This is a genomic window from Variovorax sp. YR634 (genome assembly GCF_900106655.1).
Classification (GTDB): domain Bacteria; phylum Pseudomonadota; class Gammaproteobacteria; order Burkholderiales; family Burkholderiaceae_C; genus Variovorax.
This window is the reverse complement of record NZ_FNOL01000023.1, coordinates 96,377-111,857: the sequence shown is the minus strand read 5'-3', so window position 1 is coordinate 111,857 and position 15,481 is coordinate 96,377. Positions and strand designations below refer to the sequence as shown.

Genomic DNA, 15,481 nt, shown 5'->3' with positions numbered 1-15,481 from the left:
GGTTCTGGCCTACAACCTCAAGCGAGCAATCAAGATCCTCGGCGCAAGTACCCTGATTGCAGAGATGAAGTCGTAGGAGCCGACTCGCGTCTTGTAGAGACGGCCGAGAATTCCGGTAGGAACTGAGTCCGCCGGCCCAACGGATCTTGCGCGCCCCATCAATGCAGCTGTTTCCACACAGCCTCAGTCTGAAGCAGCCCTGGACACCCTGCAAAGCATCTAGCACCGAGCCCCGTCACCCACCCCCACTCTCCTGAAACAACTCCACCGCCTCCCGCGCCAAATCAGAAGCAATCCAAAGCAGATTCTCCCGATGCGCCTCTCCTGCGTCCTGGAACCATCCATCCCCGGCGCCGTAGAAGCACCACAGCAGCGAGTTCAACTGCTCCAGCTTGTTCTCAAGAAGATCGAACGGATCCCGTGCCGTGGTAGTCGCGTCCGCAGATGCCGGCCTCGCAGGCCCGGCCATAATTCGTTCAGCCATTTTGGTGTGCTCTCTTTCCAAAGTTGTTGCACGTCACTTGGTCAGACGGTCAAGGTGTTCGCGCACCTTGGCCGTCGCCTTTTGTGCCTCACGTTCGCATCGATGCATGTCGCATCAATGGCCCGCCGTGAAGCGAAGCGGTTCATTCATTCATCCGATTGGTGGTGTTGGTTGTGTATGCCGCCTTCCTCACCCACATAGCGGGTCGTTCAATCACAGGGGCATTCACTGTAGAGAAAACCAGCTCGGCGCAGGAAGAAACTTCTGCCGAGAATTTCTCGAATAGCTCAGGTATTCGCCGAGCGGCAGCGCCAATACACAAAGCTCTGACAGTCAGTCGCTGAAGCTCACGAGCGCTGCCCAAACTCCCGCGCATGCTCCACCGCGTACTTGATGAGCTCCGCCTGCCCCTCGATGCCCAGCCGCCGCTTGATGCTCTGCCGGTGCGCCTCCACCGTGCGCACACTCAGCCCCAGGTCGCGGGCAATCTGCTTGCTCGATTCCCCTCGCCCCAGCGCCGAAAGAATCTCGCTCTCGCGCGGCGTTAGCAGGGGCCGCGGCTCCTGCGTGCGAAACAGCTTCTTCGACACGGCCGGGCTCAGGAATGTGCCGCCTGCCGACACGGCCTCGATGGCCGCGACTATCTCCGCCGCAGGCGCGTCTTTCAGCACGTAGCCGCGCGCGCCCACCTGCAGGGCCTTCTGCACGTACTCGGGGTTGTCGTACATGCTGAGCATCACGATGTGCGTTGCGGGCTGGCGTTGCAGCAGCAGGGCCGCAAGCTCGATGCCGTTCATGTCCTTCATGCCGACGTCCATCAGCATCAGGTCGGGCTGCACGCTGTCTACCTGCGCTAGCGCTTCGGCCGCGCTGCCGGCCTCGCCGACGATCTCCAGGTTGGGCATGGAGCCGAGCCGGGCGCGCAGGCCGTCGCGCACCAGCGGATGGTCGTCGACAAGAAAAAGCCGGATGGTCTTCGTCGTCATGTTATGGATGCGGGCGCTTCTTCGGTAGCCCTTGCGCTGCGGGTCGGCACTTCGGCCTCGATGGATGTGCGCCCGGCGTTGCTGCACATGATGAGCCGCCCGCCAATGGCCTCCATGCGCTCGCGCATGTTGCGCAGGCCAATGCCGCGCCGGGGGTCGAGCTGCACGGCCTGTATGTCGAAGCCGGAACCGTCGTCGCTCACTTCGAGCCGCACGCCTTCTTCTTCGTCGAAGTGCAGCGCAATGTTCACGTGCTGTGCATTCGCGTGCTTGCGCACGTTGGTCAGCGCCTCTTGCGTCAGGCGGAAGAGCGCTGTCTTCACTTCGGGCTGCAGCTCGAATGATTCGCCGCCCATCATCATCGACGCGTCGACGCCTCCCTCTTCCCTGAACTCGTCGACCAGCCGTTCCAGCGCGGCGGGCAGGCCCAGGGTGTCGAGCAAGGCGGGGCGCAGCCGGTGCGATATGCGGCGCACTTCAATCAACGAATCGTTGAGCCGCTGCAGCGCCTTGGCCAGTGCGGGCGGCGTGGGCTGCCGCTGGCGGTCGAGCGATTCGACGGCCGATTCGATCAGCAGCTTGGCCGACACCAGCGTCTGGCTGGTGCCGTCGTGCAGCTCGCGCGCGAGGTGGCCGCGCTCTTCTTCCTGCGACTGCACCACGCGCCGCGCGAGCAGGCGCAGCTTGGCTTCCGCGGTGCGGTGCTCGCTAAGGTTCAGCAGCAGGCCGGCGGCGCTGACCACGCCGAGGCACAGCGCGGCAATGCCGGCTATCCACAGCAGGGTGGCGGTAACGTTGGCGTTCATCTGCCGGTCGAGGGTGTCCATGGTCGACTGGATGTCGTCGAGATACAGGCCGGTGCCTACCATCCAGTTCCAGCGCGGCATGGCGGTCACGTAGCCGAGCTTGGGCGCCATCTGCGCGCTCGACGGCTTGCGCCATTCGTATTCGACGTAGCCGCCGCCGTTTTCTTTCGCGCCCTTTATCAGCTCCTGGATGGTGTAGCGGCCGCGCGAGTCGCGCAGCTCCCACAGGTTCTGGCCAACCAGCTCGGGCTGACGCGAGTGCATGAGGGAGTTGCCCTCCAGGTCGTACACGAAGAAGTAGCCGTCGTCGCCGTAGTTGAGCGAGGCCAGGCGACGCAGGGCCTCGTTGCGGGTGGCTTCGTCGTCCTGGCCTGACTCGTACAGCGGCAGCAGGTTGCTCACGGCCAGTTCGACATAGCTGCGCAGCTCGCTGCGGCGCTGGTCCATGTAGCTGCGCTCGATGAGGGCTCGCTCGCGCTGGGCGAGGTCGTGCTCCTGGTGGCGCACCGCGAGGGCCACCAGCACCAGTGCGATGAGCAAAGGTGCAACGGCCAGCGCAACGATCTTGGTGCGGAGATTCATCGGGTGGCAAGGCTACCACTGAGCACTTTCGCCTCGGCTCCCCCGTAGGGCCCGGGCGTTCAGCCTTGCGGGTTCATCGCAGGCAGCAAGCCTCGATCGCTCAAGGCGTCCAGCAACGCCTCCTGATCGGGTCCGCCCTCCAGTATCAGATCGAGCCTCTTTCCCGACTCCGGGCGAATGGTCAGGAAAGTGAATTCGTAGCCGATACCGCTGGCACGGCGACGGCTGACGCGAGCTCGCAGCAGGTCGAATTGCCAAGCACCGTCGATGCTGCGCAGCCGCGTGCCGTCGAGTTCGAAGGCTCGCACCCGCGAATGCGAAAAGGTGCTGATCTGCGAGACAGGAATGGCCCAGACCAGCCACGCGATCAGTGGCATGAGCACGCAGAGGCCCACCATGGTTTTCATGAATCCTGCATCTGACACGTTGAGGAGCAACGCGATGCCTGCGGTGCCAGCCAACGCATACCCCGCCCAGATCCAGGCGAGAAAGCATCGCCAGCAAAAAACCATGGCGCGGCTTTGCAGAGTGCCCGTGCGCGTTGCCTTGACGCTGCTTCTCAGCGCGAGATAGTGGTTGATGACCGGCGCCAGTTCATCGACAGGTGCCGTCAACATCAGCTTCTTGAATGGCCGTGTGTGAACGATCAGATAGTTGTCGCTGTCGGGAATCCCTTCGAGGGCCAGCACGTCGATCCAATCGACGTGGCCAAGCCCTTGCACGGAGAAACCGCCTTCGCCGATGTCGACGCGCGTGCATTCGTTGAACGCCTTTGCCCGGCCTTTGGCCGATTGCAGCCAATGCGTCTCGACCCAGATCCATGCACGCACGACGAACACCAGGCCCACCAGCCACAACGCTATGAACGCAAGCATGATCACCATGCCAAGCGCGATGTACCACCCCTTCGCATCCGGGTCGATAGCCCACGACGCCACGCCGACGATCAATACGGAGTACGCCGTGCAAAGCAGCAAGATGGGCCAGATACCGCTCGCGTCGGTTTGGGTTACCTGAATGGACCGCGAAAAAATCGGCGAACTCATTGAATGCAACGCAAAGCGAACGAGTCTACGGTCGTTTGCGTCTGCTACCTGCCGACGGGCACGGCCGAAGGTTGCTGGCGGAACTCGGTCGCGTAGTAGAGCAGCGCCAGCAGCACATAGCCGCCGCCCAGCAGGCACAGCCCACTCCATCCGTGGAAGGCATACACGGCAGCTGCAATGCCCGAGGCCACTGCGGCGCAGACGAAGATGAAGGTCATGAACAGCCCATTGAGCCGGCCGCGCAGTTCAGGCGCCAGCATGAACAGGCTGCGGAAGTTGAGCACCTGGCACAGCTGCACCGCCCCGTCGAGCAGGATGCCCGCCGCGACCAGCCCGGCCAGCGAGTGGTAGTGCATGGCGATTGCTCCGAGCACGAAGGACAGTAGCGCGACGACGATGGCGGCTCCTGTGGCAGGCCGCGTCAGCCCCCTGTCGGCCAGCCGGCCCGCCAGCGGTGCCATCAGCGCGCCGGCAGCACCGGCCAGTGCGAACAGCGCAATGCCGCGCTGCCCCATACCGAACTCATGCACCAGCGCCAGCGGCACGGCCGTCCAGAAGGCCTGGAAGCCGGAGAACATCATTCCCTGGTAGAAGCCGCGACGGCGCAGCAGCGGCGTGTTCCACACGATGCCGGGCAGCGAGGCCATGGTGCGCGCGTAGCCCACCGAGGCATGCGGCTGCCGCTGCGGCAGCACGCGCCACAGCACGGCGATGAGGGTGGCCATCAGCACGGCCGACAACCAGAACACCGCGCGCCAGCCCAGCGCCGATGCCACCACGCTGGCAAAGGGCCGCGCCAGCATGATCCCGCCCAGCAGCCCGGCCATGATGTTGCCGACCACCTTGCCGCGCGTGGCCTCCGGCGCGAGGTGCGAGGCGAAGGGCAGCAGCACCTGCGCAGCGACCGCGCATGTGCCAACCACGAAGGAGGCAGCCAGGAAGGTAACGGCCGAGTCCGAGAGCGCAATGCCCACCAGCCCGATAACCGCGCCGAACAGCGCACCGACGATGAGCCTGCGGTTCTCGACCACGTCGGCCAGCGGCACCAGCAGCAGCAGGCCGGCGCCGTAGCCGAGCTGGGTGAGCGTCATGATCAGCCCGGCCAGCCCGGCGTGCAGCTGCAGCGTGTCGGAGATGGGGCCGATCAGCGGCTGGGCGTAGTAGATGTTGGCCACGCACAGCCCGCAGGCGATGGCGAAGACCAGCGTGAGCGCGGGCGTGAGGCCTGTTGCGGTCGAAGCGGCCGGAGAGGCTGTGGGAGCGGAAGAAGACACGAGGAGTCCCGGTTGCCAGTTGCGAAGGGGGGGGTGGGCTTAGGGGTTAACCCGAAGCCCGGGCACCTTAGCACGCAGGGCTGATTTCTGCAGGCGCGAGGTCAGTCCACGCTGGTGGGCCGGCCAGAGGCCACCCATGCGTCGAGCCCACCGGTCAGCGGCAGGGCCCGTCGCGCACCGCGCGCCAGCAGCACGCGTGCAGCCTGCGCGGCCGACACCTCGTTGGGGCAGTTGCAGTACAGCACCACGACGCGCCCGGAGGCATGCGACAGGTCAAGACTGCGCTGCTGCAGCGCCTTGAGCGTGTACGCCTCTGCACCCGGAATGCGGCGCGGGTCGACCTGCATGCCGGCCTGGCCGCGCACGTCGATCACCAGCGGCGGCTCTTCCCCGCTCAGCAGTTCGTGCAGCTCTTCCACCGAGATGCGCGGCATGCCCGTGAGCCGCATGAAGGCCCGCCGGCGCCAGTAGCGCACCGCAAGGATCACCAGCAACAGCACCGCCAGCGCGGCCGTGGCAATGCCGCCGGCCTGCGCCATGACGGCCAGCACTTCCTGGATCTGGTTGCGGAACACCCAGCCCAGCCCGAGGAAGAGGCCCGTCCAGACCAGCGCTGCGCCAATGTCGAAGCCGATGAAGCGCCGCACCGACATGCCCAGCGCCCCCGCCATGGGCGGCGCCACCACCGACACGCCCGGCACGAACTTGGCGGCCACGAGCGACATGCCGCCCCAGTCGGTAATGAGCGATTCGCCGCGCCGCACGCAGGTGTCGGGCGACAGCGAGATGCGGCACAGCAGGCGCATGAAGCGGTAGCCGAAGCGCCGCCCGGCATAGAACCACGCACCATCGCCCAGCAGGTTGGCGACGACCGCGGCCGCCACCACGCCGGGCACCGAGACATCGCCCGCCGCCAGCAGCGCGCCCGTTACCACCAGCACCGCGGCCGCCGGCACAGGCAGCCCGAGGCGTGCGGCAAAACTGGCGGCAAACACCACCAGGATCGCGTTCTGCACGAGCAGGGACATCAGCTGCGCCATGGCTGCCCTTGTCCGGATGCTGGATGAATTTGCGGTGGTTGCGTGCGGTTCATGCGAACCGCGATTCTCGGGCATGGCCCAAGAACGTACTGGGCACAGGCCATTGGCGGGCGGCTTCAGCCAGCGAGTTTTTCAGGGGGGCGCGCCACGCTGAAACCAAAGGTGTTCAGGCCGCCTTCGCTCGATGCGCTCACCTGGCCCCCGTGCATGCTCGCCACCGCCTTCACGATGGCCAGCCCCAGCCCGTGACCATGGTGCTCGCCGCCGTCGTTGCGCGCGGCATCGACGCGGTAGAACCGGTCGAACAGGTGCTGCAAGTGCTGCTCGTCGATGGGTGCGCCCGGGTTCGACACGGTGATCCACGTCGAGGCGGCTTCTTCGCGCAGCGTCACGGCAATCTGTGCCCCCGGCTTCGAATGTTCTATGGCGTTCTGCAGCAGGTTCGACATGGCGCGGCGGAACAGCGCGCTTTCCAGCCGCACCTCGGCCAGCACGTCTCCCTCGATGGCGACTTGCGCACGCGTCTCGTCGAGCACGAACTCGAAGAACTCGATGGTCTTGCGCACTTCCTGCGCCACGGGCGTGAGCACCAGCCCGGTCGCCACTTCGCCGCGGTCGGCGCGCGCGAGGAACAGCATGTCGTTGACGATGGAGCGCACGCGCTCCAGGTCTTCGAGGTTGGCCTGCAGCACCTCCTGGAACTCGCCCGCGCTGCGCTGGCGCGACAGCGCCACCTGCGTGCTGCCGATGAGGTTGGCCAGCGGCGTGCGCAGTTCGTGCGCCACGTCGGCGTTGAACGATTCGAGCTGGCCGTAGGCCTCTTCGAGCCGGTTCAATGCACCGTTGAAGGCCTCGGCCAGCGCCGAGAGTTCGACCGGCAAGGCCCCCGACTGCAGCCGCTGCGACAAGGTCTTGGGCCGTAGCGCCTGCGCCTCGGCCGAAAGCCGCTCCAGCGGCCGCAGGCCCACGCGCGCGATCCAGTAGCCAGCAATGGCCACCACCAGCGCCGACCCCAGCCCGAGCGCGGCCAGCGCGGTCAGGAAGGTCTGGCGCGTGCGCGCATAAGGCTCGGTGTTGCGCCCGACGATCAGCCGTACGGCCGGCCGCTGCGCATGGGGCTCGATGTGCACGGACAGCGTGCGAAACGGCCTCTCCTGCCCCGGCAGCACGACGCTGCTGGTGTGGCCGTTGGCCTCGCGCGTGAGGCCGTCGATTTCGGCCAGGCCCTTGCCGTACTGGAAGCGCGGATCGTCGCTGAGCACCCAGAAGCGCACGCTGCCGTCCTCTGGCGTGAGCGCATCCATGCGCGCCTGCACGCGGGTCCAGCGCTCGGGGGTGTCGATGGCCTTGATCCAGAACTGCAGGCTCTTGAGCGTGGTGTCGAGCTCTTCGTACTGGTGCCGGTCCAGCTCGCGAATCAGCACCCTGTGCAGCGCGAAGCCGGTCAGCGCAAAGGTCGCGAGCGCCGCCACGGTGAACATGATGACCAGCCGCGCGGTGATCGAGCGCTTCACGGTGCGGCGCCCTCCCCCTCGGCGGTGTTGCTGTCGCCGTCGCGCACTTCCATCACATAGCCCATGCCGCGGATGGTGTGCAGCAGCTTCGGGCTGAAGGGCACGTCGATCTTGTCGCGCAGCCGCTTGATGGCCACCTCGACCACGTTGGTGTTGCTGTCGAAATTCATGTCCCACACCAGCTCGGCGATGGCGGTCTTCGACAGGATCTCGCCCTGGCGCCTTGCCAGCACGGCCAGCAGCGCAAACTCCTTGGCCGTGAGGTCGATGCGCGTGTTGCCGCCACCACTGCCACGAAAAGCCTTGCGCGCCAGCAGGTCGACCTGCAGGTCGGCAATGCGCAGCTGCATCGGCTCCTGTTTGCGGCCACGCCGGTTCAGCGCCTGCAGCCGCGCCAGCAGCTCGAGAAACGAGAAGGGCTTGACGAGGTAGTCGTCCGCGCCTTCGTGCAGGCCCTTGATGCGGTCTTCCACGCTGTCGCGCGCGGTGAGCATGATGACCGGCGTCTGCTTGACGGCACGCAGCGCGCGCAGCACCGAGAAGCCGTCCTGCCCGGGCAGCATCACGTCGAGCACGATCACGTCGTAGTCGTGCGTGAGCGCCAGGTGCTGGCCGTCGATGCCGTTGTGCGCCATGTCGACGGCGCAGCCCTGCTCGGTCAACCCCTTGGAGAGGTAGTCCGCGGTTCTCAGCTCGTCTTCGACTATCAGGATCTTCATGGCGTTTTTGTCTCTGTCTCCGTCCCTGTCCGTGGTGTCAGCCGGCGCTCATCAGTGCGCCTCGGCCGGCACCGGGGCCTTGCCTTCCTTCGCTGCCTTGCGGGCCTTGCGCGCTTCCTTGCGATTCATGTACCAGTAGTGGGCACGGTCGAGGTACAGGTAGACCACCGGCGTGGTGAACAGGGTGAGTGCCTGCGAGAGTATCAGCCCGCCGACCATCGCGTAGCCCAGCGGCCGGCGCAGCTCCGAGCCCGAGCCGTGGCCCAGCATCAGCGGCAGGCCCGAGAGCAGCGCGCACATGGTGGTCATCATGATCGGGCGGAAGCGCAGCAGGCAGGCCTGGTAGATGGCGTCGTGCGGCGACATGCCCTGCTCGCGCTCGGCCTTGAGCGCGAAGTCGATCATCATGATGCCGTTCTTCTTCACGATGCCGATCAGCAGGATGATGCCGATCAGCGCAATCACGCTCAGGTCGTAGCCGCCCGCCATCAATATCAGCAGGGCTCCCACGCCGGCCGAGGGCAGCGTCGACAGAATGGTGAGCGGGTGGATGTAGCTCTCGTACAGCAGGCCCAGCACGATGTACACCGCCACCAGCGCCGCCGCAATCAGGTAGGGCTGCGAGGCGAGCGAATCCTGGAAGGCCTGCGCCGTGCCCTGGAACGAACCGGTGAGCGACTGCGGCAGGCCCATCTCGGCCTGCGCCTTGTTGATGGCGTTCACCGCGTCGCCCAGCGCATGGCCCGGCGCGAGGTTGAACGAGATGGTCACCGCCGGGAACTGGCCCTGGTGGCTGATCGACAGGTAGGCCGTCTTGCTGGTGTCCACCTTCACGAAGGTCGACAGCGGCACCTGCTGGCCGGTGAGCGGCGAGTTGAGGTACAGCTTGCTGAAGAGCGACGGGTCTTGCTGCAGCTCGGGCGTTACCTCCAGCACCACGTGGTAGCTGTTGAGCTGCGTGAAGTACTGCGCCACCTGGCGCTGGCCGATGGCGTCGTACAGCGTGGCGTCGATGGTGGCGGGAGAAATGCCGAAGCTCGACGCGCGGTCGCGGTCGATGGTGAGCACGGCGGATGCCGCGGCGTTCTGCTGGTCGGAGGCCAGGTCGGTGATTTCGGGCAGCTGCTTGAAGCGCGCGAGCAACTGGGGTGCCCAGGTGTTGAGCTCGTCGAGGTTGGCGTCGGTCACCGTGTACTGGTACTGCGTGCGCGAGGCGCGTCCGCCCACGCGAATATCTTGCCCGGCCTGCAGGAACAGGTTCACGCCCTGCACCTTGGCGAGCTGCGGGCGCAGGCGCGTGATGATCTCGTCGGCGGTGGCGGTACGGCCTTCGTCCTTGGGCTTCAGGCTGATGAAGAAATTGCCGGTGTTGTAGGTGGACGAGCTGCCGTTCATGCCGAAGCCGGTCACGTCAGGGTCCTTGCGCACCACGTCGGCCAGCTCGAGCATGCGGGCGTTCATCGACGCGAAGGATGCGTCTTGAGCCGATTCGGCAAAGCCCGAGATGAAGCCGGTGTCCTGCTGCGGGAAGAAGCCTTTCGGGATGATCGCGAACAGCACGCCGGTGGCGGCCACCGTGGCAATGAACACCATCAGCGTGATGAACTGGTGGTCGAGCACCACATGCAGCCCCCGCTTGTAGCCGTTGAGCATGGCGTCGAAGCCGCGCTCGAACAGCTGGTACAGGCGCCCGTGCTTGTTGCCGTGCTCGTTCTTCAGAAAGCGCGAGCACAGCATGGGCGTGAGCGTGAGCGAGATCACCACGCTCACCACGATGGTGAGCGTGACCGTTACCGCAAACTCGCGGAAGAGGCGCCCAACGATGCCGCCCATGAGCAGCAGCGGAATGAACACCGCCACCAGCGACACCGAGATCGAGATGATGGTGAAGCCGATTTCGCTCGCGCCCTTGTAGGCGGCCTCGACGGCCGACATGCCCTCTTCGACGTAGCGGTAGATGTTCTCGAGCATCACGATGGCGTCGTCCACCACGAAGCCGACCGCGATGGTCAGCGCCATGAGCGAGAGGTTGTCGAGGCTGTAGCCCAGCAGGTACATCACCGCGACCGTGCCCAGCAGCGCGAGCGGCACGGTCACGCTGGGAATGAGCGTGGCGGGCACATTGCGCAGGAACACGAAGATCACGGCCACCACGAGTGCGATGGTCAGCAGCAGCGTGAACTCCACGTCTTTCACCGAGGCGCGAATGGTCTGCGTGCGGTCGATGATGGCGTTGACGTCCACCGTGGGCGGAATCGACGCCTTCAGCCGCGGCAGCGCGGCGTTGATGCGGTCTACCGTTTCGATGACGTTGGCGCCGGGCTGCTTGGTGATGGCGAGCACGATGGAGCGGCCGTTCTGCACGTTGCTGCCTTCGGGCGCGGCGGCGCCTGCGTAGGCCCAGCCGGCGATCTTGGCGTTCTCGGGGCCATCGACCGCCACGCCCAGGTCGCGCACGCGAATGGGCGCGCCGTTGCGGTAGGCCAGCACCACGTCGTTCCATGGCTGGGCCTTCAGCAACTGGTCGTTGGTGTAGACGGTGAAGCTCTGGTTCGGCCCGTCGATGGTGCCCTTGGGCGCATTGACGGTGGCCGAGGCAAGCACGGTGCGCACGTCTTCAAGGCTCAGGCCCAGCGCTGCGAGCTTGGCCGGGTCGACCTGGATGCGCACGGCCGGCTTCTGCACACCGCCGATGTTGACCAGGCCCACGCCGGAGATCTGCGATATCTGCTGCGCGAGGATGTTGTCGGCGTAGTCGTTCACCTCGGTGAGCGGCAGCGTCTTCGACTGCACCGAAAGAATCAGGATGGGCGCGTCGGCCGGGTTCACCTTGCGGAAGGTGGGCGGGCTCGGCAGGTTGGCGGGCAGCTGGCCGGTTGATGCGTTGATGGCGGCCTGCACGTCGAGCGCGGCGGCGTCGATGCTGCGGTCGAGATCGAACTGCAGCGTGATCTGCGTGGAGCCCAGGCCGCTGGTGGACGTCATCTGCGACAGCCCCGCGATCAGCGAGAACTGCCGCTCCAGCGGCTGAGCAACGTTGGAGGCCATGGTTTCCGGACTGGCGCCCGGCAGGTTGGCCGAAACCTGGATGGTCGGAAAGTCGACCTGCGGCAGCGGCGCCACCGGCAGCAGCGGAAACACCGCCGCGCCGACCAGCAGGATGGCCAGCGCCAGCAGCGTGGTGCCGATGGGGCGCTTGATGAATGCGGCGGAGATGCTCAATTGCTGCTCCCGCTGGCGGCCTTCTTGCCATCTTTGCCATCTGCATTCTTGGCGGCGGGCGGTGGCTCGACGATGGTGGCGCCGGGCTTGAGCTTGTACTGGCCGTCGACCACCACGCGCTGGCCGGCCGTCAGGCCCTTGTCGACAACTGCCGTGCCGTCGGCGATCTGCACCACGTGCACGGGCAGGTTCTCGGCCTTGTTCTCTGCATCGACGGCCCAGACGTAGGTGTTGTCCTGTCCGCGCTGGATGGCGGCGGCGGGCACGGTGAGCGAATCGGGCCGGCGGTCGAGCTGCAGCCGCACGTTGACGTACTGGCCGGGCCACAGCGTGTGCTGCGGGTTGGCGAAGCTGCCCTTGAGCTGCACGGTGCCGCTGGTGGTGTCGATCTGGTTGTTCAGCAAGATCAGCTTGCCGGTGCCCAGCATCTGCGCGCCGCTGCGGTCAAAGGCCACCACGGAGAGCGGCTGCGCGCTTTGCTGCTGCACGCGGTTGATGTCCTGCACCGCGTCTTCGGGCAGCGTGAACTGCACGGCGATGGGGTCGATCTGGTTGATGACGACGAGGCCGCTGGTGTCGGTCGCGTGAACGATGTTGCCCGGGTCCACCAGCCTCGCGCCGACGCGGCCGTTCATGGGCGACGAGATGCGCGTGAAACTCAGCTGCACTTCGGCGAATTGCACCTGCGCCGCGTCGTTCTGCACGGTGGCTTCGAGCTGGTTGACCAGGGCCTTCTGCGTATCGACCTGCTGCTGCGTGGCGGCGTCTTGCGAGAGCAGCGTGGTGTAGCGCTTGAGGTCGGCGCGCGCATTGACGAGCGTGGCCTGGTCCTTCGCCTTGGTGGCCTGCGCCTGCGCGAGCTGGGCTTGCAGCGTGCGCGGGTCGAGCTGCGCGAGCAGCTGGCCGGCCTTCACGTCCTGCCCTTCGACGAAGCCGACCTTGTCGAGCTGGCCATCGATGCGCGCCTTGACGGTAACGGTGGCCATCGAGGCGACGGTGCCGATGCCCGAGCGATAGACCTGCACGGTCTGCGGCGTGACGCGTGCGGTGGTCACCTGCACCGGCGGAGTCTTGGGCGCATCGGGCTTGGCTGCGTTGGCCGCGTGGTGGGTGAGCGCCCAGGCGCCGCCGCCCAGCCCGACCACGAGCGTGGCGGCCGCGAGCCAGGTGGAGCGGCGTTGGAACAGGGGGTGCGTTGTGGTGGTGTCTGCGGTCGTCGTCATGGCGTCAATTTCCGGAAGTCTTTTGTGCGGCATCGGCGGCATTCCAGCCGCCGCCCGTGGCCGCGATCAGCGAGACGCTGGCTGCCAGCTGGCGGCCGAGCACCTGCGCGGCCGTGCGCTGGTTGGTGAGCGAGAGCGTCTGCGCCGTCACCACGCTGAGGTAGGTGGCGGTGCCTGCGCGGTACTGGCTCAGGGCCAGGCGCTCGGCGAGTTGCGCGGCGCGCACGGCATCGGCCTGCAGGGCGGATTCGTTGTCGAGCACGCGCAGGGTGGCGAGGTTGTCTTCCACCTGCTGGAAGCCGCCGAGCACGGTCTGCTTGTATTGCGCGACCGAGGCGTCGTAGGTGGCCACGGCCTGGTCGGTGTGCGCCTTGCGCAAGCCGCCGTCGAACACGGTCTGCGCCAGCGCCGCGCCGAGCGACCACACGCGGCTGGGCGTGTTGAACAGCGTGCCCAGCGTGGCCGCGCTGAAGCCGCCGCTGGCGCTGAGCACGATCTGCGGGAAGTACGCGGCCTTGGTCACGCCGATGTTGGCGTTGGCGGCCTGCACGCGGCGCTCGGCGCCGGCGATGTCGGGGCGGCGTTCGAGCAGCTCCGAAGGCAGGCCCGTTGGCGTGACCGGGAGCTGCACGCGCAGCGCGGCGGCCGAAGAAAGCGTTTCGGCCGTGGGCGGCTGCGACGACGATTCGAGCGGCGGCAGCGAGAACGACGCGGGCGCCTGCCCCGTCAGCACCGCGATGGCGTGTTCGAGCAGGGCGCGCTGGGCGTCGAGGTCCACGGCCTGTGCCTGCGCCGTCTTGAGCTGGCTTTCTGCCAGCGCCACGTCGGAGCGCAGCACTGTGCCGGCCGCGTACTGGTGCTGTGTGAGTTCGAGCGCCTTGGCGTAGGCGGTGGTGGTGCTGGCGTACAGGTCGCGCTGCAGGTCGATCACGCGGATCTGCAAATAGTCTTGCGCGAGCGTGGTCTGGATGCTGAGCCTCGCGCCGGCCAGGTCGTCGGCGCTGGCCTGTTCGCTCGCGCTGCCGGCCTCGACCGAGCGGCGCACCGCGCCCCAGATGTCGGGCTCCCAGCTGGCGGCGAGGCCGAGGGTGTCGGTGGTGCCTAGCTTGACGGTGCCGGTGCTGTTCGACTGCGCACGGGTGGCACCGGCGTTGATGCCGACGGTCGGGAAGAAGTTGGCGCGCGCTGCCGCGGTGATGGCTTGCGCCTCGCGGTACTGCGCCTCGGCGACGCGGATGTTCTGGTTGGCCGCGTTGGCCTGCACGATCAGCGCACTGAGTGTGCTGTCGCCGTAGGCGTCCCACCAGGGGTGGCTGGCGTCGATGGTCTGCGGGGCAGCGGTTTTCCAGGGGCCGCCGGTTTCCTTGTAGGCGACCGGCACGTCCATCTGCGGGCGGACGTAGTCGGGGCCGACAGCGCAGCCTGCGAGGACCATGACGGCCAGCGCGAGGGCCGCGCGCGAGAGAGGAGGTACGTCGGAAAGAACCATGATGAGGGCACTCTAGGCACCCTCATCAAACCCCTCGCTGTCGACTAACTGACAGTTCTGACAGTTTCAGCGTCAGCGCGGGGCATCGCCCTTGCGGTACTCGGCGGTCAGCTCGTCGAGCTTCTGCTTCAGCGCCGGATCGAGCTTGTATTCGGCGGCGGCCAGCGTCGCGTCGAGCTGGTCGGGCCGGCTCGCGCCGAGCAGCGGCGCGGTAATCAGCGGATTCGCCATCACCCACGCCACGGCCAGCGTTGCCAGCGGCACGCCCGCCTCGTCGGCCAGCTTGTGCAGCTGCGTCACGGTGTTGAAGCTGCGCTCGTTCCAGTAGCGGTCCTGGTACATGTTGCCCGCGGTGCCGAGCGTGAAGCGGGTGTTTTCCTCGGGCTTGGCTCCGGGCTTGTACTTGCCGGTCAGCAGGCCACCCGCCAGGGGGTTGTAGGGAATCACGCCCAGCCCCTCTTCGCCAACCAGCGGCAGCAGCTCGCGCTCGATCTCGCGGAACAGCAGGCTGTAGCGCGGCTGAACCGACACATAGCGCGTGAGCTTGTGCAGCTCGGCCTTGCCCAACGCGCGCGCCAGCCGGTAGGCCAGGAAGTTCGACACGCCGATGTAGCGCGCCCGCCCCGACTTCACGATGACGTCGAGCGCCTCCAGGCTTTCTTCGAGCGGCGTCTCGCGGTCGTCGCTGTGCAGCTGGTACAGGTCGACGTGATCGGTCTGCAGCCGCTTGAGCGAGGCGTCGATGGCGTCCAGCAGGTGCTTGCGCGACGCGCCCTGGTCCCAGCTGTTGGGGCCGACCTTGCCGACCGCCTTGGTGGCGACGACAAAACGGCGGCGGCCCGTGGGGCCCTGCTTCTGCAGCCAGCGGCCGATGATCTCTTCGGTACGGCCCGTGGTCTCGACGGTGCCGCCGAGCGGGTACACGTCGGCGGTGTCGAGGAAATTGATGCCGCCTTCGGCAGCCTTGTCGAGGATCTGGTGCGACACCGTCTCGTCGGTCTGCAGGCCGAAGGTCATGGTGCCGAGGGCAAGGCGGGACACGGTAAGGCCGGTGCGGCCGAGCCGCGTGGTGGGAATGCTCATGGGGGTTGGCTCC

The 15,481-nt window shown here is 66.7% G+C and carries 12 protein-coding genes; all 12 read right to left on the bottom strand.

Annotated features, from left to right (window positions below; genetic code table 11):
- Positions 1-235: 235 nt before the first annotated feature.
- Positions 236-484, bottom strand: coding sequence for a hypothetical protein (locus BLV60_RS28330; protein WP_093058634.1), 249 nt, complete (start codon positions 482-484; stop codon positions 236-238).
- 347 nt (positions 485-831) lie between these two features.
- Positions 832-1,470, bottom strand: coding sequence for a response regulator transcription factor (locus tag BLV60_RS28325; protein ID WP_093058633.1), 639 nt, complete (start codon positions 1,468-1,470; stop codon positions 832-834).
- Positions 1,467-2,858: a cache domain-containing protein gene (locus tag BLV60_RS28320; protein WP_093058632.1), complete on the bottom strand. Its 1,392-nt coding sequence runs from the start codon at positions 2,856-2,858 to the stop codon at positions 1,467-1,469. Before BLV60_RS28320 ends, BLV60_RS28325 begins: the two co-directional genes overlap by 4 nt.
- A gap of 59 nt (positions 2,859-2,917) precedes the next feature.
- Positions 2,918-3,904 (bottom strand): hypothetical protein, encoded by a 987-nt coding sequence (locus BLV60_RS28315; protein WP_093058631.1) that lies wholly within the window; start codon positions 3,902-3,904, stop codon positions 2,918-2,920.
- Positions 3,905-3,948: 44 nt separating this feature from the next.
- On the bottom strand, positions 3,949-5,178 hold the full coding sequence (locus tag BLV60_RS28310) for an MFS transporter (RefSeq protein ID WP_093058630.1): 1,230 nt from the start codon (positions 5,176-5,178) through the stop codon (positions 3,949-3,951).
- 101 nt (positions 5,179-5,279) lie between these two features.
- A complete protein-coding gene (locus BLV60_RS28305) occupies positions 5,280-6,218 on the bottom strand; it encodes a VTT domain-containing protein (protein WP_093058629.1) in 939 nt (312 codons plus the stop codon).
- Between the two features lie 116 nt (positions 6,219-6,334).
- Entirely contained in the window at positions 6,335-7,732 is a 1,398-nt protein-coding gene (locus BLV60_RS28300) for a heavy metal sensor histidine kinase (RefSeq protein WP_093058628.1), read from the bottom strand.
- Positions 7,729-8,451 carry a heavy metal response regulator transcription factor gene (locus tag BLV60_RS28295; RefSeq protein WP_093058627.1) on the bottom strand — a complete coding sequence of 241 codons (723 nt, stop codon included), beginning with the start codon at positions 8,449-8,451 and terminating at the stop codon, positions 7,729-7,731. Before BLV60_RS28295 ends, BLV60_RS28300 begins: the two co-directional genes overlap by 4 nt.
- 51 nt (positions 8,452-8,502) lie before the next feature.
- Positions 8,503-11,673: an efflux RND transporter permease subunit gene (locus tag BLV60_RS28290; RefSeq protein WP_093058626.1), complete on the bottom strand. Its 3,171-nt coding sequence runs from the start codon at positions 11,671-11,673 to the stop codon at positions 8,503-8,505.
- The gene (locus BLV60_RS28285; protein WP_093058625.1) at positions 11,670-12,896 is read right to left on the bottom strand and encodes an efflux RND transporter periplasmic adaptor subunit; all 1,227 of its coding nucleotides are present in this window, start codon (positions 12,894-12,896) and stop codon (positions 11,670-11,672) included. The genes BLV60_RS28290 and BLV60_RS28285 overlap by 4 nt, the downstream gene beginning before the upstream one ends.
- 4 nt (positions 12,897-12,900) lie before the next feature.
- Positions 12,901-14,385 carry an efflux transporter outer membrane subunit gene (locus BLV60_RS28280; RefSeq protein WP_093058624.1) on the bottom strand — a complete coding sequence of 495 codons (1,485 nt, stop codon included), beginning with the start codon at positions 14,383-14,385 and terminating at the stop codon, positions 12,901-12,903.
- Positions 14,386-14,457: 72 nt separating this feature from the next.
- Positions 14,458-15,468, bottom strand: a complete 1,011-nt coding sequence (locus tag BLV60_RS28275; RefSeq protein WP_093058623.1) for an aldo/keto reductase — start codon at positions 15,466-15,468, stop codon at positions 14,458-14,460.
- Positions 15,469-15,481: the final 13 nt, after the last annotated feature.

Bases quoted from the DNA above. Each gene is read 5' to 3' on its own strand.
- BLV60_RS28330 (WP_093058634.1), bottom strand. From the start codon at position 484: ATGGCTGAACGAATTATGGCCGGGCCTGCGAGGCCGGCATCTGCGGAC.
- BLV60_RS28325 (WP_093058633.1), bottom strand. From the start codon at position 1,470: ATGACGACGAAGACCATCCGGCTTTTTCTTGTCGACGACCATCCGCTG.
- BLV60_RS28320 (WP_093058632.1), bottom strand. From the start codon at position 2,858: ATGAATCTCCGCACCAAGATCGTTGCGCTGGCCGTTGCACCTTTGCTC.
- BLV60_RS28315 (WP_093058631.1), bottom strand. From the start codon at position 3,904: ATGAGTTCGCCGATTTTTTCGCGGTCCATTCAGGTAACCCAAACCGAC.
- BLV60_RS28305 (WP_093058629.1), bottom strand. From the start codon at position 6,218: ATGGCGCAGCTGATGTCCCTGCTCGTGCAGAACGCGATCCTGGTGGTG.
- BLV60_RS28295 (WP_093058627.1), bottom strand. From the start codon at position 8,451: ATGAAGATCCTGATAGTCGAAGACGAGCTGAGAACCGCGGACTACCTC.
- BLV60_RS28285 (WP_093058625.1), bottom strand. From the start codon at position 12,896: ATGACGACGACCGCAGACACCACCACAACGCACCCCCTGTTCCAACGC.
- BLV60_RS28280 (WP_093058624.1), bottom strand. From the start codon at position 14,385: ATGGTTCTTTCCGACGTACCTCCTCTCTCGCGCGCGGCCCTCGCGCTG.
- BLV60_RS28275 (WP_093058623.1), bottom strand. From the start codon at position 15,468: ATGAGCATTCCCACCACGCGGCTCGGCCGCACCGGCCTTACCGTGTCC.